At 41.0% G+C, this 25,939-nt stretch carries 16 protein-coding genes; all 16 read left to right on the forward strand.

The features are described from left to right. The first annotated feature begins 36 nt into the window (after positions 1-36). The 16 genes from TZ96_RS05235 to TZ96_RS10780 all read left to right on the forward strand — a co-directional run bounded on the left by TZ96_RS05235 (position 37) and on the right by TZ96_RS10780 (position 25,936). Positions 37-2,721, forward strand: coding sequence for a cation-translocating P-type ATPase (locus tag TZ96_RS05235; protein WP_045763186.1), 2,685 nt, complete (start codon positions 37-39; stop codon positions 2,719-2,721). Between the two features lie 105 nt (positions 2,722-2,826). Next, complete coding sequence (locus TZ96_RS05240) at positions 2,827-3,237, forward strand: peptide deformylase (RefSeq protein ID WP_000412242.1); 411 nt, start codon at positions 2,827-2,829, stop codon at positions 3,235-3,237. 45 nt (positions 3,238-3,282) lie between these two features. Further along, positions 3,283-4,005, forward strand: a complete 723-nt coding sequence (yaaA, locus tag TZ96_RS05245; protein ID WP_045763187.1) for a peroxide stress protein YaaA — start codon at positions 3,283-3,285, stop codon at positions 4,003-4,005. A gap of 140 nt (positions 4,006-4,145) precedes the next feature. Then, positions 4,146-5,432, forward strand: coding sequence for a homoserine dehydrogenase (locus TZ96_RS05250; RefSeq protein WP_045763188.1), 1,287 nt, complete (start codon positions 4,146-4,148; stop codon positions 5,430-5,432). Position 5,433: 1 nt separating this feature from the next. Then, positions 5,434-6,303, forward strand: coding sequence for a homoserine kinase (gene thrB / locus TZ96_RS05255; RefSeq protein WP_045763189.1), 870 nt, complete (start codon positions 5,434-5,436; stop codon positions 6,301-6,303). A 276-nt stretch (positions 6,304-6,579) separates the two neighbouring features. Further along, positions 6,580-7,518 carry a peptide-methionine (R)-S-oxide reductase MsrB gene (gene msrB / locus TZ96_RS05260; protein ID WP_045763190.1) on the forward strand — a complete coding sequence of 313 codons (939 nt, stop codon included), beginning with the start codon at positions 6,580-6,582 and terminating at the stop codon, positions 7,516-7,518. Between the two features lie 49 nt (positions 7,519-7,567). Continuing rightward, positions 7,568-9,292: an ABC transporter ATP-binding protein gene (locus tag TZ96_RS05265; protein ID WP_045763191.1), complete on the forward strand. Its 1,725-nt coding sequence runs from the start codon at positions 7,568-7,570 to the stop codon at positions 9,290-9,292. Between the two features lies 1 nt (position 9,293). After that, on the forward strand, positions 9,294-11,042 hold the full coding sequence (locus TZ96_RS05270) for an ABC transporter ATP-binding protein (RefSeq protein WP_045763192.1): 1,749 nt from the start codon (positions 9,294-9,296) through the stop codon (positions 11,040-11,042). Between the two features lie 103 nt (positions 11,043-11,145). Beyond that, positions 11,146-11,271, forward strand: coding sequence for a hypothetical protein (locus TZ96_RS11055; RefSeq protein ID WP_277813590.1), 126 nt, complete (start codon positions 11,146-11,148; stop codon positions 11,269-11,271). A gap of 41 nt (positions 11,272-11,312) precedes the next feature. Further along, the gene (locus TZ96_RS05275; protein WP_045763193.1) at positions 11,313-12,572 is read left to right on the forward strand and encodes a TRZ/ATZ family protein; all 1,260 of its coding nucleotides are present in this window, start codon (positions 11,313-11,315) and stop codon (positions 12,570-12,572) included. Between the two features lie 371 nt (positions 12,573-12,943). Beyond that, on the forward strand, positions 12,944-13,681 hold the full coding sequence (mecA, locus tag TZ96_RS05280; RefSeq protein ID WP_045763194.1) for an adaptor protein MecA: 738 nt from the start codon (positions 12,944-12,946) through the stop codon (positions 13,679-13,681). A gap of 664 nt (positions 13,682-14,345) precedes the next feature. Next, positions 14,346-14,909, forward strand: coding sequence for a TIGR01440 family protein (locus TZ96_RS05285; RefSeq protein WP_045763195.1), 564 nt, complete (start codon positions 14,346-14,348; stop codon positions 14,907-14,909). 1 nt (position 14,910) lies between these two features. Continuing rightward, positions 14,911-20,967 carry a ZmpA/ZmpB/ZmpC family metallo-endopeptidase gene (locus tag TZ96_RS05290; RefSeq protein ID WP_045763196.1) on the forward strand — a complete coding sequence of 2,019 codons (6,057 nt, stop codon included), beginning with the start codon at positions 14,911-14,913 and terminating at the stop codon, positions 20,965-20,967. A gap of 156 nt (positions 20,968-21,123) precedes the next feature. Continuing rightward, on the forward strand, positions 21,124-21,684 hold the full coding sequence (locus TZ96_RS05295) for a redoxin family protein (protein WP_045763261.1): 561 nt from the start codon (positions 21,124-21,126) through the stop codon (positions 21,682-21,684). Between the two features lie 9 nt (positions 21,685-21,693). Next, positions 21,694-22,809 carry a peptide-methionine (R)-S-oxide reductase MsrB gene (msrB, locus tag TZ96_RS05300; RefSeq protein WP_045763197.1) on the forward strand — a complete coding sequence of 372 codons (1,116 nt, stop codon included), beginning with the start codon at positions 21,694-21,696 and terminating at the stop codon, positions 22,807-22,809. Positions 22,810-23,152: 343 nt separating this feature from the next. After that, the gene (locus TZ96_RS10780; RefSeq protein ID WP_158001791.1) at positions 23,153-25,936 is read left to right on the forward strand and encodes an SIALI-17 repeat-containing surface protein; all 2,784 of its coding nucleotides are present in this window, start codon (positions 23,153-23,155) and stop codon (positions 25,934-25,936) included. Positions 25,937-25,939: the final 3 nt, after the last annotated feature.

Raw genomic sequence — 25,939 nt, forward strand, 5'->3', positions numbered from 1 at the left:
TTTTTGTAAAAAGAGGCCAAAAAGGAGGAGACTGTTTTGTCAAAAGAACAAAATAAAGACTTGTTTTACACACAAATCTCAGAAGAAGTCCTAAAGAACTTGGACTCATCTATCGAGGGTTTGTCAACTGCTCAAGTTCAAGAACGCTTAGCGACTTATGGTCGTAATGAGTTGGAAGAGGGCGAAAAACGTAGCCTACTAGCTAAATTCCTTGATCAATTTAAGGATTTGATGATTATCATCTTGCTAGCAGCAGCCGCACTTTCTGTCATTACAGAAGGGATGGATGGTTTAACAGATGCCATTATCATCTTGGCCGTTGTTGTCTTGAATGCTGCCTTTGGGGTTTACCAAGAAGGGCAAGCAGAAGCAGCCATTGAAGCTCTGAAAAATATGTCTAGCCCGATGGCCCGTGTTCGTCGTGATGGTCATGTTATTGAGATTGACTCGAAAGAATTGGTACCTGGGGACATCGTCTTACTAGAAGCAGGAGATGTCGTGCCTGCAGATATGCGTTTGTTTGAAGCAGCTTCTCTTAAAATAGAAGAAGCAGCTCTTACAGGGGAGTCTGTCCCAGTTGAAAAAGATGTGACAGGACTTGTTGAAGCAGATGCAGGTATCGGGGATCGTGTCAATATGGGTTACCAAAACTCAAACGTAACATACGGTCGTGGGATTGGTGTCGTAACCAATACTGGTATGTATACAGAAGTTGGTAAGATTGCAGATATGTTGGCTAATGCCGACGAGACAGAGACACCATTGAAGCAAAGCTTGGAACAATTATCTAAGGCCTTGACTTACTTGATTGTTGTGATTGCTGTTATTACTTTCTTGGTTGGTGTATTCGTTCGTGGTGAACATCCGTTGGAAGGCTTGATGGTTGCGGTTGCTCTTGCGGTTGCTGCGATTCCAGAAGGTCTCCCTGCCATTGTAACCATCGTTCTATCTTTGGGAACAACAACCCTTGCCAAACGTAATTCGATTGTTCGTAAATTACCAGCGGTTGAAACTCTTGGTTCAACAGAAATCATCGCGTCTGATAAAACAGGTACCTTGACTATGAACCAAATGACTGTTGAAAAAGTTTATACCAACGGTCAATTGCAAAGTGCAGCAACAGAAATTGGAGCTAGCAACAATACCCTTCGTATTATGAACTTTGCCAATGATACAAAGGTAGACCCATCTGGCAAGTTGATTGGGGACCCAACGGAGACTGCCTTGGTACAGTTTGGTCTGGACCACAACTTTGACGTTCGTGAAATCTTGCAGGATGAGCCACGTGTGGCTGAATTGCCATTTGACTCTGATCGTAAGCTCATGTCTACCGTCCATAAGGAAGCAGACGGTTCTTACTTTATCGCTGTTAAGGGTGCCCCTGACCAATTGCTCAAGCGCGTGACTCGTATTGAGGTCAATGGGGAAGTTCGCCCAATCACAGAAGAAGATAAAAATGCTATCCTTGCTATCAATAAAGACTTGGCTAAACAAGCTCTTCGTGTCTTGATGATGGCTTATAAGACAAGCAATGAAATCCCAACCTTGGAATCTGAAATTGTTGAATCTGATCTCATTTTCTCTGGTTTGGTCGGCATGATTGACCCTGAGCGTCCAGAAGCAGCAGAAGCTGTTCGTGTCGCTAAGGAAGCGGGTATCCGTCCAATCATGATCACGGGTGACCACCAAGATACAGCGGAAGCTATTGCCAAACGTCTTGGAATCATCGATCCAAATGATACAGAAGACCATGTCTTCACGGGTGCTGAGTTGAATGAACTCACTGATGAAGAATTCCAAAAAGTCTTCAAGCAATACTCTGTATATGCACGTGTATCACCTGAGCACAAGGTTCGTATCGTGAAAGCATGGCAAAAAGAAGGTAAAGTTGTTGCCATGACTGGTGACGGGGTTAATGACGCGCCATCACTTAAGACAGCTGATATCGGTATCGGTATGGGGATTACTGGTACAGAGGTTTCTAAGGGAGCTTCTGACATGGTCCTTGCTGATGACAACTTCGCAACCATTATCGTAGCGGTTGAAGAAGGACGTAAGGTCTTCTCAAATATCCAAAAATCTATCCAATACCTCTTGTCTGCCAATATGGCTGAAGTCTTCACCATCTTCTTTGCAACCCTATTTGGTTGGGATGTGTTGCAACCAGTGCATCTTCTCTGGATTAACTTGGTAACAGATACTCTTCCAGCCATCGCTCTTGGTGTTGAACCAGCTGAGCCAGGCGTGATGACCCACAAACCTCGTGGACGTAAGTCTAACTTCTTTGATGGTGGTGTCTTCGGAGCTATCATGTATCAAGGTATCTTCCAAACCATGCTGGTTCTTGGTGTTTATGGTTGGGCAATTCTCTTCCCAGAGCATCAAGTTCAAAGTGAAATCCACGCAGATGCCCTTACAATGGCTTTTGCAACTCTTGGTTTGATCCAATTGCTCCATGCCTTTAACGTCAAGTCTGTTTACCAATCAATCTTTACGGTTGGACTCTTCAAGAACAAGACCTTTAACTGGTCAATCCCAGTTGCCTTCATCCTCTTGATGGCTACGATTGTGGTTCCAGGATTTAACAGCCTCTTCCATGTTTCACATTTGAGCTTGACTCAATGGATGGCGGTTATTGTAGGTTCACTCATGATTGTTGTTCTTGTTGAAATTGTCAAAGCAGTTCAGCGTGCACTTGGAAAAGATAAAAACGCCATTTAAGCATTGAAAAGTCATCTTCGGATGGCTTTTTTGCTTTTATATAAGATAAATGTCAATAGATTTTGTGCTATAATCAAGTAGAGAAAAAGATGGAGGAAAGAAGACTTGGAAAAGAAAATCGTAAGAGATATGATATTTTTATCGCAGGTATCCCAGCCTGCTAGTCAGGAGGATTTACCTCTAGCAAAGGATTTACAAGATACTCTAGAGGCCAATCGTGAGACCTGTGTTGGACTAGCGGCCAATATGATTGGGGTGCAAAAGCGCGTGATTATTTTTAATATCGGCATGATTCCCATGGTCATGTTTAATCCCGTTCTCAAGTCTTTTGAAGGGCCATATGAAACGGAGGAAGGATGTTTGTCTTTGACAGGAGTAAGACCGACAACTCGGTATGAAAAAATTACAGTAAGCTACAGAGATATTCATTGGAAAGAACAGACCATTACTCTGACAGGTTTTCCGGCTCAGATTTGTCAGCATGAACTAGATCATTTAGAAGGTCGTATTATTTAGGCTCAAATCCTTGGTGCTCCTAGAAAAATATGCTACACTAAGACTATGAAAATTCTAATCCCAACTGCAAAAGAAATGAACACTGAAATCCCAAGTTTAGAGGCAGAACCTTTGTCTCCTGAGAGTCAGGCTGTTCTAGATGAATTAGCTAGATATTCTGCCCAAGATTTAGAGAGTTTTTATAAAATCTCTGCCGAAAAGGCGCAAGAGGAGTATGACCATATCCAAGCCTTGAAAAATGGAACTGCAACAAACTATCCTGCCTTGCAACTCTTTGATGGGCTCATGTATCGCAACATCAAACGGGACAATCTCACCAAGGAGGAGCAAACCTATCTGGAGAAACACCTCATGATAACGTCAGCTCTTTACGGTGTGATTCCAGCCTTTGCACCGATTGCACCTCACAGACTAGACTTTTTGATGAAGCTTAAAATTGCTGGGAAAAGCCTGAAAAGTCACTGGAAGTCAGCTTATGAAGAGTCGGTGAAGGGTGAAGAACTAATCTTTTCACTCTTGTCTTCGGAGTTTGAAACTGTCTTTCCAAAAGATATCCGTGAAAAATTGATGACCTTTAAGTTTATGGAAGACAGAGATGGAAAACTTAAAGTCCACTCAACCATTTCAAAGAAAGCTAGAGGTACTTTCTTAACAGCCTTGATGGAAGGTCAGGTAACTTCGGTAGAAGAGATTAAAAAGCTCAGTTTTGCAGGTTTTACCTATCGAGACGACCTGTCTAGTGACAAGGAAATGGTCTTTGTAAAATAGATTGAAAATAGCGTCTGCTCTTGATTGAATCAGGGCAGGCTTTTTTATGATTTGATGCTTCTATTTTTAGTTCAGAATGGTAGGAATTTTCTCACAATTTTGGTATAATAGGACTATTAGAAAATTTCAAGGAGACAAACATGTCAGTTAAAATTGCTTTACTTGGATTTGGTACAGTAGCCAGTGGCGTACCATTCTTGCTAAAGGAAAATGGAGAAAAAATTGTTCAAGCAGCACATTCAGAAATTGAAGTAGCCAAAGTTTTGGTCAAAGACGATCAAGAGAAAGCACGCTTGCTTGAAGCAGGAAATGATTTTAATTTTGTAACAAATATTGACGAAATTTTGTCAGATAAAGACATCGCGATTGTTGTTGAGTTGATGGGACGTATCGAACCGGCAAAAACATTTATCACTCGTGCCTTAGAAGCAGGGAAACATGTCGTGACAGCCAACAAGGACCTTTTGGCTGTTCATGGTGCAGAATTGCTTGAGATTGCCAAAGCTCATAATGTTGCTCTTTATTATGAAGCAGCTGTTGCGGGAGGAATCCCAATCCTTCGTACCTTGGTTAACTCACTTGCATCAGATAAAATCACTCGTGTTCTTGGTGTTGTCAATGGAACATCTAACTTCATGATGACCAAAATGGTAGAAGAAGGCTGGTCTTATGCTGATGCCCTTGCTGAAGCTCAACGACTTGGCTTTGCTGAAAGTGATCCTACAAATGATGTTGATGGTATTGATGCAGCCTACAAGATGGTCATCCTCAGCCAGTTCGCCTTTGGAATGAATGTTAAATTTGAAGATGTTGCCCACCAAGGAATCCGCAATATCACTCCAGAAGATGTGGCAGTTGCCCAAGATCTTGGGTACGTGGTTAAATTAGTAGGTTCTATCGAAGAAACACCTTCTGGAATCGCTGCCGAGGTTACTCCAACCTTCCTTCCTAAAGCTCATCCACTTGCAAGTGTTAACGGTGTTATGAATGCGGTCTTTGTGGAATCTATCGGTATCGGCGAGTCTATGTACTATGGACCAGGTGCAGGTCAAAAACCAACTGCAACAAGTGTTGTAGCTGATATTGCCCGTATCGTTCGTCGTTTGAATGACGGCACCATTGGCAAAGCCTTTAACGAATACCATCGTGACCTTGTTTTGGCTCAGCCAGAAGATGTCAAAGCCAACTACTATTTCTCAATCCTGGCTCCAGATTCAAAAGGGCAAGTCTTGAAATTGGCAGAGCTCTTTAATGCGGAAGATATTTCCTTCAAGCAAATCCTTCAAGATGGTAAGCAAGAAGGCAAGGCTCGTGTTGTCATCATCAGCCATAAGATCAACAAGGCGCAACTTGAAAATATTACAGCAGCTTTGAAGGGTGTAGCTGAATTTGAACTTCTCAACACCTTCAAGGTTTTAGGAGACTAAGATGAAGATTATTGTACCTGCTACAAGTGCCAATGTGGGTCCTGGCTTTGACTCTGTTGGTGTAGCTGTAACCAAGTATCTAGAAATTCAGGTTTGTGAGGAACGTGAAGAATGGATGATTGAGCATCAACTAGGCAAATGGATTCCACGTGATGAACGTAATCTTTTGCTGAAGATTGCTTTACAAATTGTTCCAGACCTACAACCAAGACGTCTGAAAATGATCAGTGATATTCCACTTGCGCGTGGACTTGGTTCTTCTAGTTCAGTCATCGTTGCAGGAATTGAGTTGGCAAATCAATTAGGGAACCTAAAATTAACGGATCACGATAAGTTGCAATTGGCGACTAAGATTGAAGGACATCCTGATAATGTTGCACCTGCTATCTATGGAAATCTCGTCATTGCAAGCTCAGTCGAGGGTCAGGTTTCAGCAGTAGTGGCACCTTTTCCAGAGTGTGCCTTTCTAGCCTACATTCCAAATTATGAATTGCGTACTCGAGATAGTCGTGGTGTCTTGCCTAAGAAACTTTCTTATAAAGAAGCTGTTGCAGCAAGTTCTATCGCCAATGTGGCTATTGCAGCCCTACTGACTGGAGATATGGTCAAAGCAGGCCAGGCGATTGAGAGTGACCTTTTCCATGAGCGTTACCGTCAAGAACTGGTGAGAGAATTTGCGACGATCAAGAAAGTTGCTAAGAGAAACGGTGCTTATGCGACCTACTTGTCTGGTGCTGGGCCTACTGTCATGGTTCTAGCTGAGCCTGATAAGATGCCTAAAATTAAGGCTGAGCTTGAAAAGCAACCGTTCAAAGGCAAACTTCATGATTTGCAAGTAGATACACAAGGCGTTCGCGTCGAAGCAAAATAAACAGAGCAATGGGATGGGGAAACTCTCTATTAGAGGCTTCCTGTCCTTTTTTTGAAAATGAAACATGGGAACTGATACTCAATGAAAATCAAAGAGCAAACTAGGAAGCGAGCTGCAGGTTGCTCAAAGCACTGCTTTGAGGTTGTAGATAAGACTGACGATGTCAGTTACATATATCTACGGCAAGGCGAAGCTGACGTGGTTTGAAGAGATTTTCGAAGAGTATGAAATGTTTCCCGTGTTTATCGACCGATAGACGGTCAAGGAGGATTTGAAATGGCAGAAATATATCTAGCAGGTGGTTGTTTTTGGGGCTTAGAGGAATACTTTTCCCGTATTTCTGGAGTGTTGCAAACCAGTGTTGGCTATGCCAATGGTCAGGTAGAAACCACCAATTATCAACTGATCAAAGAAACAGATCACGCAGAGACTGTGCAAGTTGTCTACGATGAAAAGGCGGTCTCGCTCCGTGAGATTTTACTCTATTATTTCCGAGTCATTGACCCTTTATCTGTCAACCAACAAGGGAATGACCGTGGTCGTCAATACCGCACAGGGATTTATTACAAAGATGAAGAGGATTTACCGACTATCAATACAGTAGTTCGTGAACAAGAACTCCTCATCGGTTGTAAAATTGCAGTGGAAGTGGAGAAGCTTCGCCACTATATCTTAGCTGAAGACTATCACCAAGACTATCTCAAGAAAAATCCTGGTGGCTATTGCCACATTGATGTGAGAGATGCTGAGAAACCACTCATAGATGCCGCCAACTATGAAAAACCGAGTCAGGCAGTTTTAAGAGAAAATTTGTCAGAAGAGTCTTATAGAGTTACCCAAGAAGCTGCTACGGAAGCTCCCTTTAGCAATGCTTATGACCAAACTTTTGAGGAAGGAATTTATGTCGATATCACGACTGGTGAGCCCCTCTTCTTTGCCAAGGATAAGTTTGCCTCAGGCTGTGGTTGGCCAAGTTTTAGCCGTCCTATTTCCAAGGAACTCATTCATTACTACCAGGACTTGAGTCACGGTATGGAGCGTATCGAAGTTCGTTCACGTTCAGGAAATGCTCATTTGGGACATGTCTTTACAGATGGCCCTCGTGAACTAGGTGGTCTCCGTTACTGTATCAATTCTGCATCCTTACGTTTTATCGCTAAGGATGAAATGGAGGAAGCTGGCTACGGCTACCTGCTTCCATATTTGAGTAAGTAAAAAGATGGTGGTTTTTCCACCTTCTTCATTTTGGAAATAGAAGGGACACATGAAACACTTACTTTATTACTTTAAACCTTATATCAAGGAGTCTTTCCTAGCGCCCTTGTTTAAGTTGCTAGAAGCCGTTTTTGAACTCTTGGTTCCCATGGTGATAGCTGGGATTGTCGACCAATCTATCCCCAAAAAAGATCAGGGTCATCTCTGGATGCAAATGGGGCTCCTCTTTATTTTTGCGGTTATCGGTGTTTTGGTAGCCTTAGTTGCTCAGTTTTACTCAGCCAAGGCAGCAGTAGGATTTGCCAAGGAGTTGACCAATGACCTCTATCGTCATATTCTTTCCTTGCCCAAGGATAGTAGAGACCGTTTAACGACCTCGAGTTTGGTGACGCGTTTGACTTCAGATACCTATCAGATTCAGACAGGGATCAATCAATTTTTACGCCTATTTTTAAGGGCTCCTATTATTGTTTTTGGTGCCATTTTTATGGCTTATCGTCTCTCGCCTGAATTGACCTTCTGGTTTTTGGTCATGGTTGCCATTTTGTCCTTTGTCATTGTCGTGTTATCACGCTTGGTCAATCCTCTCTATAGTATTTTGAGAAAGAAAACAGACCAGCTGGTTCAGGAAACACGCCAACAGATACAAGGTATGCGTGTGATTCGTGCCTTTGGCCAAGAAAAACGAGAAATCGAGAACTTCCAAGTACTCAATCAAGTCTATACAGCTATTCAAATGAAAACAGGCTACTGGTCCAGTCTCTTGACCCCCTTGACCTATTTGATTGTCAATGGAACTTTGCTGGTGATTATCTGGAATGGTTATATTTCTATCCAGGGAGGCTGGCTCAGTCAGGGTGCCTTGATTGCTCTGATTAACTATCTTCTACAAATTTTGGTAGAGTTGATTAAACTAGCCATGCTCATTAATTCACTCAACCAGTCTTATATTTCTGCTAAGCGGATTAAAGAAGTCTTTGCAGAAAAGCCTGAAGATATACTGGCAGAAATTGCTCAAAAAGAAACTTCCTCGAACCAGCCCTTACGAGTTGAACACTTGAGCTTTACCTACCCAGATGCTGCCCAACCTTCTCTGAGAGATATTTCTTTTAGACTGAAAGAAGGGGAAATTCTTGGAATCATCGGGGGAACTGGTTCTGGTAAGTCAAGTTTGGTACAGGTCCTACTTGGCCTTTATACGGCAGATAAGGGAAGTATTTCCTTTTATCGAGATGGACGTAGTCCTCGCAATCTTTCTGAATGGCGGTCCTGGATGGCCTATGTTCCTCAAAAAGTTGAACTCTTTAAGGGAACCATTCGTTCTAACTTGACTCTGGGTATGGAAGAAACAGTCTCTGACCAAGAACTCTGGCAGGCTTTGGAAATTGCCCAGGCCAAGGATTTTGTCAGTGACAAGGAAGGTCAGCTGGACGCAGAGGTTCAAGCAGGCGGTCGTAATTTTTCAGGTGGGCAAAAGCAACGCTTGTCGATTGCCCGAGCAGTTTTGCATCGAGCACCATTTCTCATCTTGGATGATGCGACGTCAGCCCTTGATACCATCACCGAGTCCAATCTTCTGAAGGCCATTCAGGAGAACTTGCCAGATACTAGCTTAATCTTGATTTCCCAACGGACTTCGACCTTGAAGATTGCAGACCAGATTCTCCTTTTGGAGAAAGGTCAGCAATTAGCGCTTGGAAATCATGAGGAATTGATGGAGACTAGCCAAGTCTATCGTGAAATCAATGCATCCCAACATGGAAAGGAGGACTAGAATGAAAGGCAAACATGCAAGTCAAACCCTTAAACGATTAGCAAAAGATTTAGCTGGCCATCCTGTCCTTCTTTTCCTGGCTTTCTTGGGTACTATTGCTCAGGTAGCCCTATCAATCTATCTACCAATCTTGATTGGACAGGTGATTGATCAAGTTCTAGTCGATGGTTCATCTCAGCTATTTTGGCAGATTTTTCTCCAGATGATTTTGGTGGTCATTGGGAATACGCTGGTACAATGGGCCAATCCCCTCCTATACAACCGCCTCATTTTCTCCTATACCAGAGATTTACGCGAAAAAATCATTGAAAAGCTCCATCGTCTTCCGATTGCCCTTGTAGATAGACAAGGTAGTGGGGAAATGGTCAGCCGTGTAACGACAGATATCGAGCAGTTGGCAGCGGGTCTGAATATGATTTTTAACCAATTTTTCATCGGAGTTCTGATGATTTTGGTCAGCATCCTTGCTATGCTCCAAATCCATCTATTGATGACTCTCTTGGTTTTGCTCTTAACACCTCTGTCTATGGTCATTTCACGCTTTATCGCTAAGAAATCTTACCATCTCTTTCAAAAGCAGACAGAGACTAGAGGGATTCAGACTCAGTTGATAGAAGAATCGCTCACCCAACAGACGATTATCCAGTCTTTTAATGCCCAGGAAGAATTTATCGAGAGACTTCATGAGGCAAATGATAGCTATGCAGGTTATTCTCAGTCGGCTATCTTTTATTCTTCGACAGTCAATCCTTCAACCCGTTTTGTCAATGCCCTCATTTATGCCCTACTAGCTGGTGTTGGAGCCTCGCGCATCATGGCGGGTTCAACTTTGACGGTTGGTCGATTGGTAACCTTTTTAAACTATGTGCAGCAGTACACCAAGCCTTTTAATGATATCTCATCAGTCTTAGCAGAGCTGCAAAGCGCCTTAGCTTGTGCAGAACGTGTTTATGCTGTTCTAAAAAGTCCAGAGGTTACAGAAACTGGTCTTAAAGAATTGAACAGCGACCAAGTCAAGGGAGCTATTTCCTTTAAGCATGTTTCTTTTGGTTACAATCCTGAAAAAATCTTGATCAAGGATTTGTCTATTGATATTCCAGCTGGTAGCAAGGTTGCCATCGTTGGACCAACGGGTGCTGGTAAGTCTACCCTCATCAATCTCCTCATGCGTTTTTACCCGATTAACTCAGGAGATATTTTGCTAGATGATCGCTCCATTTATGACTATACCCGAGCATCTCTTCGACAGCAGTTTGGGATGGTACTTCAAGAAACTTGGCTCAAGCAGGGAACCATTCATGACAATATTGCTTTTGGCAATCCTGATGCTAGCCGAGAGCAGGTCATTGCAGCAGCCAAGGCAGCAAATGCGGATTTCTTTATCCAACAATTGCCACAGGGATATGATACCAAGCTTGAAAATGCAGGGGAATCCTTGTCTGTTGGTCAGGCTCAGATTTTAACCATTGCCCGCGTCTTTCTAGCCATTCCTAAGATTCTGATCTTAGACGAGGCGACTTCATCCATCGATACCCGGACAGAGGTGCTGGTTCAGGATGCATTTGCCAAACTCATGAAGGGGCGGACAAGCTTCATCATTGCCCACCGTTTATCGACCATTCAAGATGCTGATTTGATTCTTGTCTTGGTCGATGGAGATATTGTCGAATATGGCAATCACCAGGAACTGATGACTAGAAAAGGCAAATACTATCAAATGCAAGAAGCAGCGGCTTTTAGTCCAGAATAGACTTTACCTAGTTTCTTAAGCAAATACAAAATAAAAGTTGCCTTCGGGTGACTTTTTTGTTACAATAGCTAGAAAAATTATCTGGTATGAAAGCTAATACTCAATGAAAATCAAAGAGCAAACTAGGAAACTAGCCGCAGGTTGCTCAAAACACTGTTCTGAGGTTGTAGATGGAACTGACGTAGTCAGTATCCTACACATACGGCAAGGTGACGTTGACGCGGTTTGAAGAGATTTTAGAAGAGTATAATTTAGAAAAGGAGCCTATTGATGAAAGTCTTTCAGCATGTAAATATCGTGACTTGTGACCAAGATTTCCATGTTTACGTGGATGGTATCTTAGCTCTTGAAAATTCTCAAATCGTCTATGTCGGTCAGGAAAATCAAGAAATTTTCAAGCAAGCAGATCAAATCATAGACTATCAGGGTGCTTGGATTATGCCTGGTTTGGTTAACTGCCATACCCACTCTGCCATGACAGGCTTGAGGGGGATTCGTGATGATAGCAATCTACACGAATGGCTGGAGGACTATATCTGGCCAGCAGAAGCAGAATTCACACCAGAGATGACTACAAAAGCCGTCAAAGAGGCGCTGACAGAGATGCTCCAGTCAGGAACGACAACATTCAATGATATGTACAATCCGAATGGAGTAGAGATAGAGAAGATTTATGAAGCAGTCAAGGCATCCAAGATGCGTTGCTATTTTTCTCCAACTCTCTTTTCTTCAGACATGGAGACCACAGATGAGACTATAGCAAAAACTCGTGCTGTCATCGGGACAATCAAAGGCTATCAGGATCCCAATTTCAAGGTTATGGTGGCTCCTCATTCGCCCTACAGTTGTAGTCGAGAATTGTTAGAGGCTAGTTTGAACCTAGCAAAAAAAGAAGATATTCCACTTCATATTCATGTGGCAGAAACAAAAGAAGAGTCAGGGATTATCCTGAAACGTTATGGCAAACGTCCAATAGCCTTTCTAGATGAACTTGGCTATTTAGATCATCAGGCTGTATTTGCCCACGGTGTGGAGTTAAATGAAGCAGAAATTACCCGCTTGGCAGATTCGCAAGTCGCTATCGCCCACAATCCTATCAGCAACCTCAAACTAGCTTCAGGGATTGCACCAGTCATCCAACTTCAAAAGGCTGGAGTGCCAGTTGGTATCGCGACGGACTCGGTTGCTTCTAATAACAACCTTGATATGTTTGAGGAAGGACGCACGGCAGCCCTTTTACAGAAAATGAAGAGTGGAGATGCTAGCCAATTTCCAATTGAAACTGCCCTCAAGACTCTTACGATTGAAGGAGCTAAGGTGTTGGGAATGGAAGATGAGATTGGTAGTCTGGAAGTCGGCAAGCAAGCAGATTTTCTCGTTATCCAACCCCAAGGAAAAATCCATCTCCAACCTCAAGAAAACATGCTGTCTCACCTAGTATATGCTGTTAAATCCAGTGATGTTGATGATGTCTACATTGCAGGTGAGCAAGTCGTGAGAGCTGGGAAGGTACTAACAGTAGATTTGTAAGTGATACTCTTTCTAAATTTTTTAAAGCTAGGTCGGTGTTGTCTTGACTTCGTATGCTCTAACAAGTTTATTGAGTGAGTATTTATTGTGTAGGCCGTAAAGAAAAAAGAAGACCTTACAGAGTCTTCTTTTTGTTACATAATATTTAATTTGAACATTTTTGAGAAGGCTAATGACCTCTATCCTCTTTTAATCCTTGCACGAACTAGGTCAAGTATATCTGATAGTGTTTTGTCTATGATAATAAAAAGGGTGATAGCGTAATAAGTATTCTATACTAGATAGTAATCGATAACCCAACGCCATTTTTTTTGATAAAATTTTTGAAATCTTGTATAATAGATAGAACTGAAAGTATGAGGTTACGAACTATGAAAATGAAACAAATCAGTGATACGACTTTAAAAATCACCATGTCTTTAGAAGATTTGATGGATCGTGGAATGGAAATCGCAGACTTTCTCGTTCCACAAGAGAAAACAGAAGAATTTTTCTACGCAATCTTGGATGAGTTAGAGATGCCAGATAGTTTCTTGGATACAGGTATGCTTAGCTTCCGAGTGACTCCTAAGCCAGATAAGGTTGATGTCTTTGTAACCAAGTCTAAGATTGACCAGAATTTGGATTTTGACGATTTGGCAGATCTTCCTGATATGGATGAGTTAGCTAAAATGTCTCCAGATGAGTTTTTGAAAACCTTAGAGAAAACCATGGCAGAAAAAACGAAAGACGATATTGAAGCTATTCAATCTTTAGAACAGGTTGAAAAGGAAGAAGAAGCAGCGCTTAACGAAGCACTTGAAGTAGAAGAAGGAAAAAGAGAACCGTATATCTACTACATCTTAAGTTTTGACAATTTAGCTAGTTTGGTTTCTTTTGCTAAAATGGTTGACTACCAAATGGAAACTTCAGAACTCTATAAGATGAATGACCAGTACTATCTGACAGTCTTAGTTGATGTAGAAAATCAACCTAGCCTTTATCCAGCTTGGTTGTTGGCACGTATGCGAGAATTTGCGGATGATAGTGATATCAGTCGTTCTGTCCTCCAAGAATATGGGCAACTACTCATCAATCATGATGCTGTCCAAGGACTCCAAAAAGTTTAATCTAGAAAAAGAGGTTGGGACAAAAGATCCCGACCTCACTTTTTATTAGCAATCAAACTTTGACGCGGTAGTTGATTGAACTTTTTGTTCGTCTTTCAGACTCCAAAAATCTCCTAATCATCCTCGCGGGGCTGGGACTACGAAATCGAGACTTTGTCTATCGATTTCTGTCCCACCGCCTTTTGTTATCTTCTCTGTAAAATCTAGTTTTTAAAATATTGGATACAGTTTGTATTCAAAAAACCGACATATTATAATTTGAGGATAAAATTAAAGTTTTAGCATAATTTCATGAAAATTTTCTGAATCATCATCTAAACCTACAAGGACAAAAAAGTGGCTAAAAAATAAGCAAAGTAGTAGCTTTAATAGAAGAAATGGGGTAGAATGGTAGAAGTTGCTTTTCGGTAGCTTATAATCGAATTGACAGACAAATCTTTTAGGTGTAAATATTGTTACATCAACGATTTTGCTAAACTATTATATTTTTTTTGTTTTCAAAGTATAATTTATCTTATATTTGAAACTAGATGAATTTGAATCAGTTTTTAAAAAGAGCCCTCATATAGTTTTTGAATCCTAGCAAATGGTATTCCTATGCCTTCCAATCTTGCTAAAATTGATGAAAAACGATATGATAGAATGAAAAAAAGCGAGGTGAAATATGGACCAAAGACGGATTCAAACAGAAACACAGCAGATACTTGAAGATGTATTAGACAAGGCTTCTTTACAGGAGGGAGCACTATTTGTCTTGGGTTTGTCTTCGAGTGAAGTGCTGGGAGGACACATCGGAAAAGATTCGAGTCAGGAAATCGGTGAACTTATTGTCAAGACTATGTTGGAACTGTTGGCGGCTAAGGGAATTCACCTGGCTGTTCAAGGTTGTGAACATGTCAATCGGGCTTTAGTTGTTGAACGAGAAGTAGCTATAAAACATCAGTTGGAGATTGTGAGTGTACTCCCGACCTTACATGCAGGAGGTTCTGGTCAGTTGGCCGCCTTTCGCTATATGAAGGATCCCGTGGAGGTCGAATTTATCAGGGCAGATGCTGGTCTGGATATTGGTGATACAGCTATCGGTATGCATATCAAACATGTTCAGGTACCCATTCGACCAATCTTAAGAGAGATTGGTCAGGCTCATGTGACGGCACTTGCAAGTCGACCAAAACTCATTGGAGGGGCGCGTGCTCACTATCCAATAGATCATATTAGGAAGATATAAAATGAATACTAGAAAAATGCAGTTTGAGAGAGTCATTAAATACTCTATTCGGAAGTTCTCAGTTGGTGTCGGTTCTGCGGTTATCGGGACATTTCTTTTGGGGGCAAATAACTTTTTAGTTGAAACTGTTTCAGCTAACGAAGTGGCAACTCCCAACCAAGTTCATTACCGTTATTTGGCTGAACAAGAATTGACAGAAGCAGAAAAAGCCTTGATCCATCACGAACTTCCTTCTGATTTAAAGCAAGATGATGTTGTCTATCTTGTTTACAGAAAGAAAGAAATGAATTCTCAACAATTGCCGAACACTGGAAGCAAGGAGTTGGCGCTAGCAACTCTTGGATTTGCAACAGCGTCTATGGTTGTTGTGGTGATGTCTAAAAAGCACCGCAACAAAATGCTTGGCCTTCTCTTTATTGGAGCTCTAGGTGGCAGTTACTTTATCCCTCAGTCAGCTCAAGCATTTGAGAATAAAATCTTAGTGTCCTACAATCAAACGATTGCAGCAAGCAGTCAAGAGGACTTGGCAAAAGGTGTCATTCAAATCGAAGGATACGAATACGTCGGTTACTTTAAAGCATCAGACTTCCAAGAACAACCAGAGCAAATGACGACTGCTAAGGGAACTCAAGAAGCAGGCCACGAAGGCGAATCTTTGGTTCAACCAGAATTGCCAGCCTACACCGGCAAGATTACAGCCAAAGGAACCCAAGAAGAGGGTCACGAAGGCGAATCTTTGGTTCAACCAGAGTTGCCAGCCTACACCGGCGAGCTTACAGCTAAAGGCACGCAAGAAGCAGGCCACGAAGGTGAATCTTTGGTTCAACCAGAGTTGCCAGCCTACACAGGCGAGATTAGTGCTAAAGGAACTCAAGAAGAGGGTCATGAAGGCGAATCTTTGGTTCAACCAGAATTGCCAGCCTACACCGGCAAGATTACAGCCAAAGGAACTCAAGAAGAGGGTCATGAAGGCGAATCTTTGGTTCAACCAGAATTGCCAGCCTACACTGGCGAGATTACAGCCAAAGGCACCCAAGAAGCAGGCCATGAAGGCGAATCCCTGGTTCAACCAGAATCCCCAGCCTACACCGGCGAGCTTAGCGCAAAAGGTACTCAAGAAGTAGGTCATGAAGGTGAATCTTTGGTTCAACCAGAGTTGCCAGCCTACACCGGCGAGATTACAGCCAAAGGCACGCAAGAAGCAGGTCACCAAGGTGAGTCTTTGGTTCAGCCAGAGTTACCAGCCTACACCGGCGAGCTTAGTACCAAAGGCACCCAAGAAGAGGGTCATGAAGGCGAATCCTTAGTTCAACCAGAAGCTCCAGCTTATACAGGTGAGATTACAGCCAAAGGCACGCAAGAAGAAGGTCATGAAGGCGAATCTTTGGTTCAACCAGAATCCCCAGCTTATACCGGAGAGATTAGTGCCAAAGGCACGCAAGAAGCAGGTCACGAAGGTGAATCCCTAGTTCAGCCAGAATTACCAGAGTATACAGTAGCTGAAGCAACTATCACGGAAACTGAAACTGTAGAAGTTCCATATACAAAGGAGTATGTAGCTGATGATACTCGTTACACTGATGAAGAAACAGTGATTCAAAACGGTCAAGCAGGAAGTCAGCTAATTCACCGCGTTTATAAAACTGTTAATGGTCAAAAAGTTGGGGACCCAATCAGCACAAGTACAGAAACTGTTAAGGCTCCAGTAAACGAAAAAATTAGTCGTGGTACCAAGGCTATTGAAGGTCAAGTTGAAGAAGTTTCGTTTGAAGAAATTCCTTTCGAGACAAGAACAGAAGTAGACAGCACTCTTCCGAAGGGAACAGAAGTTGTTGCTCAAGCTGGTCAGAACGGTAAGAAAAAGATTACCAAAGTCTATAAGACTCTTAAAGGCGTGAAAACTGCAGATGCTCCAACGATTTCAGAGGAAGTTGTTGAAGCAGTTCAAGATCGTATCATCAAGAAAGGTGATCAAATCCTGACTGCGCCAACGTTGACACTTACTCAAATTGATAAAGAAGAGTTAGAGCGTAGTGCCAAGGCTCGTTACCAATTGGTCAAACCAACAGGTGTAACCATTAAATCTCTTGAAGTTGTTTTGAAAGATGGAGACACTAGCCTTCAAACAGTCAATATGTCTGAGGGAGATTTGACCGCTAATCTTACAAACTTGAAGTATTACAAGGACTACAAGATTGCGACCAAGATGGTTTACGATCGTGGAAATGGGAACGAAGAAGTAGTTCTTGCGGAAGAACCACTGAGACTTGATTTAAAGAAAATCGAGATTAAAGATATTCTAAGAACGGATTTGATCAAATATGAAAATCAAATCGAAATGGATGAAACTCGACTGACTTCAGTGCCAACCGACTTGTCAAACTATTATCTGAAAGTTACCTCTAATGACCATAAGACCAATCTACTAGCGGTTCAAAAAATCGAAGAGTCAACAATTGATGGAAAACAAGTCTACAAGGTAACAGCAGTAGCGGAGAACTTGGTTCAACGTAATGTCGATAATCGCTTTAATGAAACTTATACCTACTATATTGAAAAACCAAAAGCTAGTCAGGATGGTGTTTTCTACGACTTTGGAGAATTGATCCAAGCCATTCAGGCAAATCCTGCTGGTGAATTTAAACTGGGTCAAAGTATGAGTGCTCGTAACGTTGTTCCTCAAGGTAAATCTTACATTACTTCGGAGTTTACTGGTAAACTATTGAGTGATGGTGACAAACGTTTTGCTATCCATAATTTGGAACATCCCCTCTTCAATGTCATTAATGGTGGGACTATTAAGAACATTAACTTTGAAAATGTAGATATTAATCGTTCTGGTCAAAATCAAATTGCGACGGTTGGATTTAACCTTAAAAATAAAGGTCTGATTGAAGATGTTAAGGTGACTGGTTCGGTTACTGGTAACAATGATGTTGCAGGTATTGTCAATAAGATTGATGAAGATGGTAAGGTTGAAAATGTCGCCTTTATTGGTAAAATCAACTCTGTAGGAAATAACTCGACAGTTGGTGGTATTGCTGGTTCAAACTATATGGGCTTTGTCAATAGAGCCTATGTAGATGCGACTATTACGGCGCAAAATGCAAATGCAAGTATGCTAGTGCCATTTGTCACTTACATGCTAAATAGTTGGAAATCAGGTACAAAAGCAAGATTAACAAATTCTGTTGCCAAGGGTATCCTTGATGTTAAAAATACTAGAAACGTTGGTGGTATTGCCTCTAAAACATGGCCATATGGAGCTGTACAAGATAACGTAACATATGCTAAAGTAATCAAAGGTCATGAAATATTTGGTTCTAACGATGTTAACGATGAAGATGGTGGCCCACATATTAAAGACCTTTTTGGCGTAGTTGGCTATAGCTCAGCTGAGGATGGTACTGGTAAAGATACCAAGAGTCCTAAAAAACTCAAACATTTGACTAAGGAAGAAGCTGATAAGCGTGTTGCTGGTTACAATATTACAGCCGATAAATTCATAAGTGAACCTTATGGATTGAACAAGTTGAACAATGTAAGCACCCGTGAAGCAGCTTATGAGTCTATTCAAGACTACAATCCAGACTATAAACTTGCTTATAAGAATATTGAAAAAATACAACCATTCTATAACAAAGATTTTATCGTTAATCAAGCTAATAAACTAGATAAGAACCACAAGTTAAATACTAAAGAAGTTATTTCTGTTACTCCAATGAATGATAATAACTTTGTAACAGATTTAAGTGTTGCAAACAGAATTATTGTTCACTATGCTGATGGAACAAAAGATTACTTCAACCTATCTTCTAGTGATGAGGGTCTAAGTAATGTTAGAGAATACACCGTAACAGACTTAGGTATTAAATATACACCTAATATCGTTCAAAAAGATCATAGTGCTTTAATTAACGGTATCGTAAATATCTTAAACCCTATCGAGCTTCAATCTGATCCAATTTACCAAAAACTTGGCAGAACAGGACCTAATAAAGTAAATGCGATTAAAAATCTATTCTTAGAAGAAAGTTTCGACTATGTAAAAGCTAATCTTAATACATTAGTAACTAAACTAGTTGAAAATGAAGATCACCAACTTAATAATTCTCCCGCAGCTCAACAAATGATTCTTGATAAAGTTGAGAAAAATAAAGCTGCCCTATTATTAGGTTTAACATACTTAAACCGTTACTACGGCGTTAAATTTGGTGATGTTAATATTAAAGAATTAATGTTATTCAAACCTGATTTCTATGGTAAAAACGTTGATGTTCTTGATAGATTAATTGAAATTGGATCTAAAGAGAATAATATCAGTGGTTCAAGAACATACGATGCTTTCGGTGAGGTTCTAGCGAAATACACTAAATCTGGAGATTTAAATGGTTTCTTAGACTACAACAGAGGATTATTCACTAATATCGATAATATGAATGATTGGTTCATTGATGCGACTAAGGATAAGGTCTATGTAGTAGAAAAAGCTTCTCAAAATCCAGGCGTTGGCGAACATAAGTATCGTGCTTATGACAATTTGACTCGTGGTCTTCATAGAAAAATGATTCTACCTTTGTTGAATCTAGATAAGACAGAAATGTTCCTCATTTCTACTTACGATACGATGTCTTATGGTACAGCTAATAAGTACAATACTACTTTGGAAAAACTTAAACCGGAGATTGATTTAGCCGCACAACGTCAGATTAATTATCTTGATTTCTGGCATCGATTGGCCTTGGATAATGTGAAGAATAGATTGTTCAAAGATATCGTCTATCCAGTTTGGGAAGGATTCTATGTTTGGGGTCACGGTTGGCCAGGCTGGCCTGAACGCTATGGCCAATTCAAAAATAGTACGGAAGTATATGCCCCAATCCGTGAAATCTATGGACCTGTAGGAGAATACTACGGTGATAATGGAGCTGTTGCTGGAGCTTATGCAAGTATTTACGATAATCCAAATGATAATCGTGCTAAAGTAACTTTCGTTATGTCTAATATGATTAGCGAATACGGAGCTTCTGCGTTCACACACGAGACTACACACTTAAATGACCGTCTTGTTTACTTCGGTAATTTTGGTCGCCGTGAAGGTACAGATGTTGAAGCCTTTGCCCAAGGTATGCTTCAATCACCTGCTACACAAGGCCACCAAGGTGAATATGGAGCTCTAGGATTAAACATGGCATTTGAAAGACCTAACGATGGTAACCAATGGTATAATACGAATCCAAATGATCTTAAATCACGTGAAGCTATCGATAACTACATGAAAGGTTATAACGATACTTTGATGATGTTAGACAATCTTGAGGCTGATGCAGTTCTTGGACAAAATAGTCAAGAATTGAATAATGCTTGGTTCAAGAAAGTTGATAAGCAAATGAGAGGAAACTCTAAGAACCAATACGACAATGTTCGTGCTCTAAATGATACTGAAAAAGCTATTCAACTTCATTCCGTGAACGACCTAGTAGATAACAACTTTATGACTAACCGTGGACCAGGAAATGGTATCTATAAACCAGATGACTTTAGTTCTGCATATGTCAACGTTCCTATGATGACAGGTATCTATGGTGGTAACACAAGTGAAGGTGCTCCTGGAGGAATGTCATTTAAACATAATACATTCAGATTATGGGGTTACTACGGATATGAAAAAGGCTTCCTAGGCTATGCTACTAATAAGTATAAACAAGAGGCTAAGGCTGCAGGTAAGAACACCCTAGGTGATGACTTTATTATCAACAAGATTTCTGAAGGAAAATTCAACAATCTTGAAGATTGGAAGAAAGCTTACTATAAAGAAGTGAAAGACAAGGCTACAAATGGTTTGACAACCTTTGAAGTAAATGGAACTAGCATTTCATCTTACAGTGATCTTCTTCGCTTATTCAAGGAAGCTGCTGCTAAGGATGCTGCAACCTTAAAAACAGAGAAGAATGGTAATAAGTCTGTGTCTACAAATAATGTAACCAAACTCAAAGAAGCTGTTTACAAGAAACTTCTTCAACAAACAGATAGCTTTAAAACTTCTATCTTTAAATAATCCAAAACTCTCATCTGCTTAGCAGGTGGGAGTTTTTGTAATCAAGAAGCTTAATGATTTTCCAAACAGATTCTAAGTATTTTTAGCAAGGTAGGTATATAATAGAACTACAAAGTAAATATCTATATTCATATGGTAATGAGGAAGGTGATGAAGATGAAAAAATGGCAAGCAACTGTATTGGTCTGCGCTAGTCTGGTCTGTTTATCAGCTTGTAAAAATCAGATGGAGAGCCAAGCTGATAAGCAAAATGGAGACAAAAATGCACAAGTTAGTTCTCAAATGGCAAAACAAGGGGAAGCAGTTCCAGACTTTTCACTGACGGGAGTTGATGATAAAACCTATCGCCTATCAGATTATAAGGGCAAAAAGGTCTATCTCAAATTTTGGGCATCTTGGTGCTCTATTTGTCTAGCTAGTTTACCTGATACCGATGAGCTGGCAAAAGAAGCAAGTGATGACTATGTCATCTTGACAGTGGTTTCTCCTGGTCAAAAAGGAGAGCAAGCAGAAGAAGCCTTTAAAAAATGGTATCAAGGATTGGACTATAAAAATCTCCCTGTCCTTCTAGACCCTTCGGGAAAACTCTTAGCAAGTTACGGAGTTCGTTCTTATCCGACTCAGGCCTTTATCGATAAAGAAGGCAAACTAGTTAAGACCCAGCCAGGCTTTATGGATAAGGAAACTACTTTACAGACACTAAAAAACATAGATTAGAGGCTACTCATGAATGATAAATTAAAAATAATTGTATTCATAGGAATCATCATTTGCATTATTATTGGAATGTTATTCCTTTTGGAAAAAAGAAACGCTGTCTACACCGATACCTCTCAAATTGAGAAGGCAGCTGTTAGCCAGGGTCAAGGTGCTAAGAAAAAAACGGAGCCAGATAAAAATGCCGACTTACATGATATCTATCTAGCTGGAGGTTGTTTCTGGGGAGTCGAAGAGTATTTTTCACGAGTGGCAGGTGTGACAGATGCTGTTTCTGGCTATGCGAATGGCAGAGGAGAAACAACCCAGTATGAATTGATCGGCCAAACCGGGCATGCTGAGACTGTTCATGTGACCTATGATGCCAATCAAATTTCTCTAAAAGAAATCTTGCTCCATTATTTCCGCATTATCAATCCAACTAGTAAAAATAAGCAGGGAAATGATGTGGGGACTCAGTACAGAACGGGAGTTTACTATAAGGATGAGCAGGACCTAGAAGTCATCAATCAAGTCTTTGAACAAGTTGCTCAGAAGTACGACCAGCCTCTAGCAGTTGAAAAAGAAGCCTTAAGAAATTTTATCGTGGCTGAAGATTACCACCAAGACTATCTCCAGAAAAATCCTAATGGATATTGCCATATCAATGTCAATCAAGCAGCCTATCCTGTTATTGATGCGAGTAAATATCCAAAACCGAGTGACGATGAATTGAAAAAACTCCTCTCTCCTGAGGAGTATGCAGTGACTCAAAATAGTCAAACAGAACGTGCCTTTTCAAATCGTTACTGGGATAAATTTGAAGCAGGCCTTTATGTAGATGTAGCAACTGGAGAACCACTCTTTTCTTCGAAAGATAAATTTGAATCGGGTTGTGGTTGGCCTAGCTTTACCCAGCCTATCAGCCCAGATGTTGCAACTTACAAGGAAGATAAGTCTTATAATATGGTCAGAACAGAAGTCAGAAGCCGAACCGGGAATTCTCACCTAGGCCATGTCTTTACAGACGGACCTCAGGACAAGGGAGGGCTACGCTATTGTATCAATAGTCTATCCATCCGTTTTATTCCTAAGGAACAAATGGAAGAAAAGGGTTATGGTTATTTGTTAGATTATGTTGAGTGAACGTGATATTCTTAAAAAGAGTTTACTAAAAATGTTTTAATTCATAAAAAGTGTAGAATTTGGATTTTAGAAGCGGTTGGGCAATTTAATAGAACATGTTGGTAGTATTCTTGCAAATATTTCGATATTGAAAATAAGTAAGGCGAAAGTTATCCGTTTTTCAATGCTTGAAGCTATCTACTAATAACTAGGTCGCTAGCCAGATGATTTATTGGAATATCTACCAAATTAAAAATGTTCGATTTATCTCGAAAATATTTTGTAAAAAAATCAACAAAATATTATAATAAGATTATGAAAACGGAATAAAGGAGATGTCTTTAAGGACAAGAACAAAGCTGACATGGAAGATAGAAAAAAGCTACAAAAATTTGCCATTCGTAAACTGAGCATGGGAGTGGGCTCGGTATTGATTGGACTTGCCTTCATTGGAGGAACACTTGAACCGAAACTGGTTCAGGCTGATGAAACCAAGCAAGTTTCCTTTCATTACTTAGCAGAATCGGAGTTGACAGCTGCTGAACGTGAACTCATTCATCATGAATTGCCACAAGATTTGAGCCAAGATAACTATTATTTAGTTTATCGCAAGCAGGGACAAGCCGTCTTACCTCAAACTGGATCTATCAGCTTCCCCTTGGCTGGTGTTGGTCTTTTGACTGCTAGTTTGGTGGTTTTCCTATTTTCAAAGAAAAAACCTTCTAAGATAGTTGGAGTGTTATTGATTGCTTCTGTAGGTAAGAGTTTATTACTACCTTATCAAGTATTTGCTTTTGAACACAAGGACTTGCTAGCTTATGATCAGACTAAAACCCTTGTGTCTGCAGATGGTTTCTCTCAAGGGATTATTGACATTAAAGGCTATGACTATATTGGCTATTTATTAGAGTCGGATTTAAGAGGAACAGGGCAAGATCTAACATCTAGTGAAAATTCAGAAATTCCTGCAAAACCAGTAAATCAAGCAGCTATTCATGAAATTCCTGAATTCATAGGTGGTGTATCAGGCGAATCCTTAGTCGAGCCAACTAAACCAGCATTTGAAGGTGGTGTTAATGGTCCAGGAGCAGTAGCTGAAGCCTTGCCTGAGTATAAAGCAGAATTGACTAGTCAAAGTGGCGTGCCAGAAGTCCATGACAAATCAGACTTTACAGGTGGCGTATCAGGCGACTCCTTGGTTGAACCGTCTAAACCATCATTTGAAGGTGGAGTCAATGGTCCAGGAGCAGTAGCTGAAGCCTTGCCTGAGTATAAACAAGGATTTAGCAGTCAAAGTGGCGTGCCAGAAGTCCACGACAAACCAGACTTCACAGGTGGTGTATCAGGCGAATCTTTAGTCGAGCCGTCTAAACCAGCATTTGAGGGTGGCGTCAATGGCCCAGGAGCAGTAGCTGAAGCCTTGCCAGAGTATACTCCAGAATTGAGTAGTCAAAGTGGCATCCCAGAAGTCCACGACAAAGCAGACTTTACAGGCGGAGTATCCGGCGAATCCTTAGTTGAGCCAACAAAACCAACATTTGAAGGTGGAGTCAATGGCTCAGGTACAGTAGCCGAAGCCTTACCAGAGTATGAAGGAGGCGCAGTCCCAGTTGATACTCTGAAACAGGAGCACCCAGAGTTCACAGGCGGAGTATCCGGCGACTCCTTGGTTGAGCCAACAAAACCAACATTTGAGGGTGGTGTTAATGGCCAAGGAGCAGTAGCTGAAACCTTACCAGAGTATGAAGGTGGTGCAGTTCCAGTTGAAACTTTGAAACAGGAAATTCCAGAGTTTACAGGTAGTGTATCCGGCGACTCCTTGGTTGAGCCAACAAAACCAACATTTGAAGGTGGAGTCAATGGCCCAGGTACAGTATCCGAAGCCTTACCAGAGTATGAAGGTGGTGCAGTTCCAGTTGATACTCTGAAACAGGAACACCCAGAGTTTACAGGTGGTGTATCCGGCGATTCCTTAGTTGAGCCAACAAAACCAACATTTGAAGGTGGAGTCAATGGCCAAGGGGCAGTAGTCAAAGCCTTGCCAGCTTATGAAGGCGGCGCAGTTCCCGTTGATACTCTGAAACAGGAAATCCCTAGCTATAGTGGTGGTGTGAATGCTGCTGAAGCGCTGATTCAGGATACAAACCCGACTTTACATATTGAAGTCCGAAAAGAGTTGATTCCTAAACAAACCAGGGAAAAGATTGATCCAGACATGCTTGTCGGTGAAACAAGAATCGAGCAAGTCGGTCAAGATGGTGAGAAAGAGATTGTTACCAGCTATGAGGAAAAAGATGGGAAACGTATTTCAGAGCCGAAAGAAACAACACGGATTTTAAGAGAAGCGAAAGATCAGGTTATCATCCGCGGCAGTAAGGAAAAGGAAGAAATTAAACCTGAACCTGTCCTAACTCTTTCAAATATTACTGGAAATTCGATGGGTCGTTCAGCTCGCTTAAGTTATAATCTGAACAAGGCAGATGGCGTTACCGTCTCAAAAATTAGTGCCACTATCAAAGCCAAGGGGGTAGAGGATCAGACCATTGACTTAACGAGTGATCAGCTGGAAGCAACAGTTGACAATCTAAAACTTTATACGGATTACACCATATCTACAAGGCTGGTCTTTAATCGTGGTAAGGGTGAGGAGAGCGCTCTACTTGAGGACAAGAAGCTTCGTTTAGAACTTAAAAAGCTGGAAATAAAAGATATCAAGGAAACAAGTCTTATCAAGGTTAACAATGGCAGAGAGACTGAGATTCAACAATTTGCGGAAGCACCAAGGAATTTGGAAAACTACTATCTCAAGGTCAGCTCTAAAGATCATAAGACCAGCCGTTTAGCCATCAAGTCCATCCAAACTGAGAGAATAAACGGAAAAGAGTATTACAAGGTGACTGCTGAGGCAACTGACTTGATTCAACGTAATGCTCAGAAAACCTTTGAAGAAGGCTTTAGCTATTACCTGGCTAAGTCAAGTGCTGATACTCCTACGATTGCTGGTGTAAAAGATACGCTTATCAGGATATCCAAGATTATGATAGTCGCCATGATCAAGCCTATCGCAACCTTGAAAAATTACAGCCTTTCTACAATAAAGAATGGATCGTTAATCAAGGAAACAAACTGGATCTTGATCACAATCTAGCCA

It is taken from the genome of Streptococcus infantis, assembly GCF_000963255.1.
Classification (GTDB): domain Bacteria; phylum Bacillota; class Bacilli; order Lactobacillales; family Streptococcaceae; genus Streptococcus; species Streptococcus nidrosiense.

Bases quoted from the DNA above. Each gene is read 5' to 3' on its own strand.
- yaaA (WP_045763187.1), top strand. From the start codon at position 3,283: ATGAAAATTCTAATCCCAACTGCAAAAGAAATGAACACTGAAATCCCA.
- TZ96_RS05250 (WP_045763188.1), top strand. From the start codon at position 4,146: ATGTCAGTTAAAATTGCTTTACTTGGATTTGGTACAGTAGCCAGTGGC.
- thrB (WP_045763189.1), top strand. From the start codon at position 5,434: ATGAAGATTATTGTACCTGCTACAAGTGCCAATGTGGGTCCTGGCTTT.
- msrB (WP_045763190.1), top strand. From the start codon at position 6,580: ATGGCAGAAATATATCTAGCAGGTGGTTGTTTTTGGGGCTTAGAGGAA.
- TZ96_RS05265 (WP_045763191.1), top strand. From the start codon at position 7,568: ATGAAACACTTACTTTATTACTTTAAACCTTATATCAAGGAGTCTTTC.
- TZ96_RS05270 (WP_045763192.1), top strand. From the start codon at position 9,294: ATGAAAGGCAAACATGCAAGTCAAACCCTTAAACGATTAGCAAAAGAT.
- TZ96_RS11055 (WP_277813590.1), top strand. From the start codon at position 11,146: ATGAAAATCAAAGAGCAAACTAGGAAACTAGCCGCAGGTTGCTCAAAA.
- TZ96_RS05275 (WP_045763193.1), top strand. From the start codon at position 11,313: ATGAAAGTCTTTCAGCATGTAAATATCGTGACTTGTGACCAAGATTTC.
- mecA (WP_045763194.1), top strand. From the start codon at position 12,944: ATGAAAATGAAACAAATCAGTGATACGACTTTAAAAATCACCATGTCT.
- TZ96_RS05285 (WP_045763195.1), top strand. From the start codon at position 14,346: ATGGACCAAAGACGGATTCAAACAGAAACACAGCAGATACTTGAAGAT.
- TZ96_RS05290 (WP_045763196.1), top strand. From the start codon at position 14,911: ATGAATACTAGAAAAATGCAGTTTGAGAGAGTCATTAAATACTCTATT.
- TZ96_RS05295 (WP_045763261.1), top strand. From the start codon at position 21,124: ATGAAAAAATGGCAAGCAACTGTATTGGTCTGCGCTAGTCTGGTCTGT.
- msrB (WP_045763197.1), top strand. From the start codon at position 21,694: ATGAATGATAAATTAAAAATAATTGTATTCATAGGAATCATCATTTGC.
- TZ96_RS10780 (WP_158001791.1), top strand. From the start codon at position 23,153: ATGGAAGATAGAAAAAAGCTACAAAAATTTGCCATTCGTAAACTGAGC.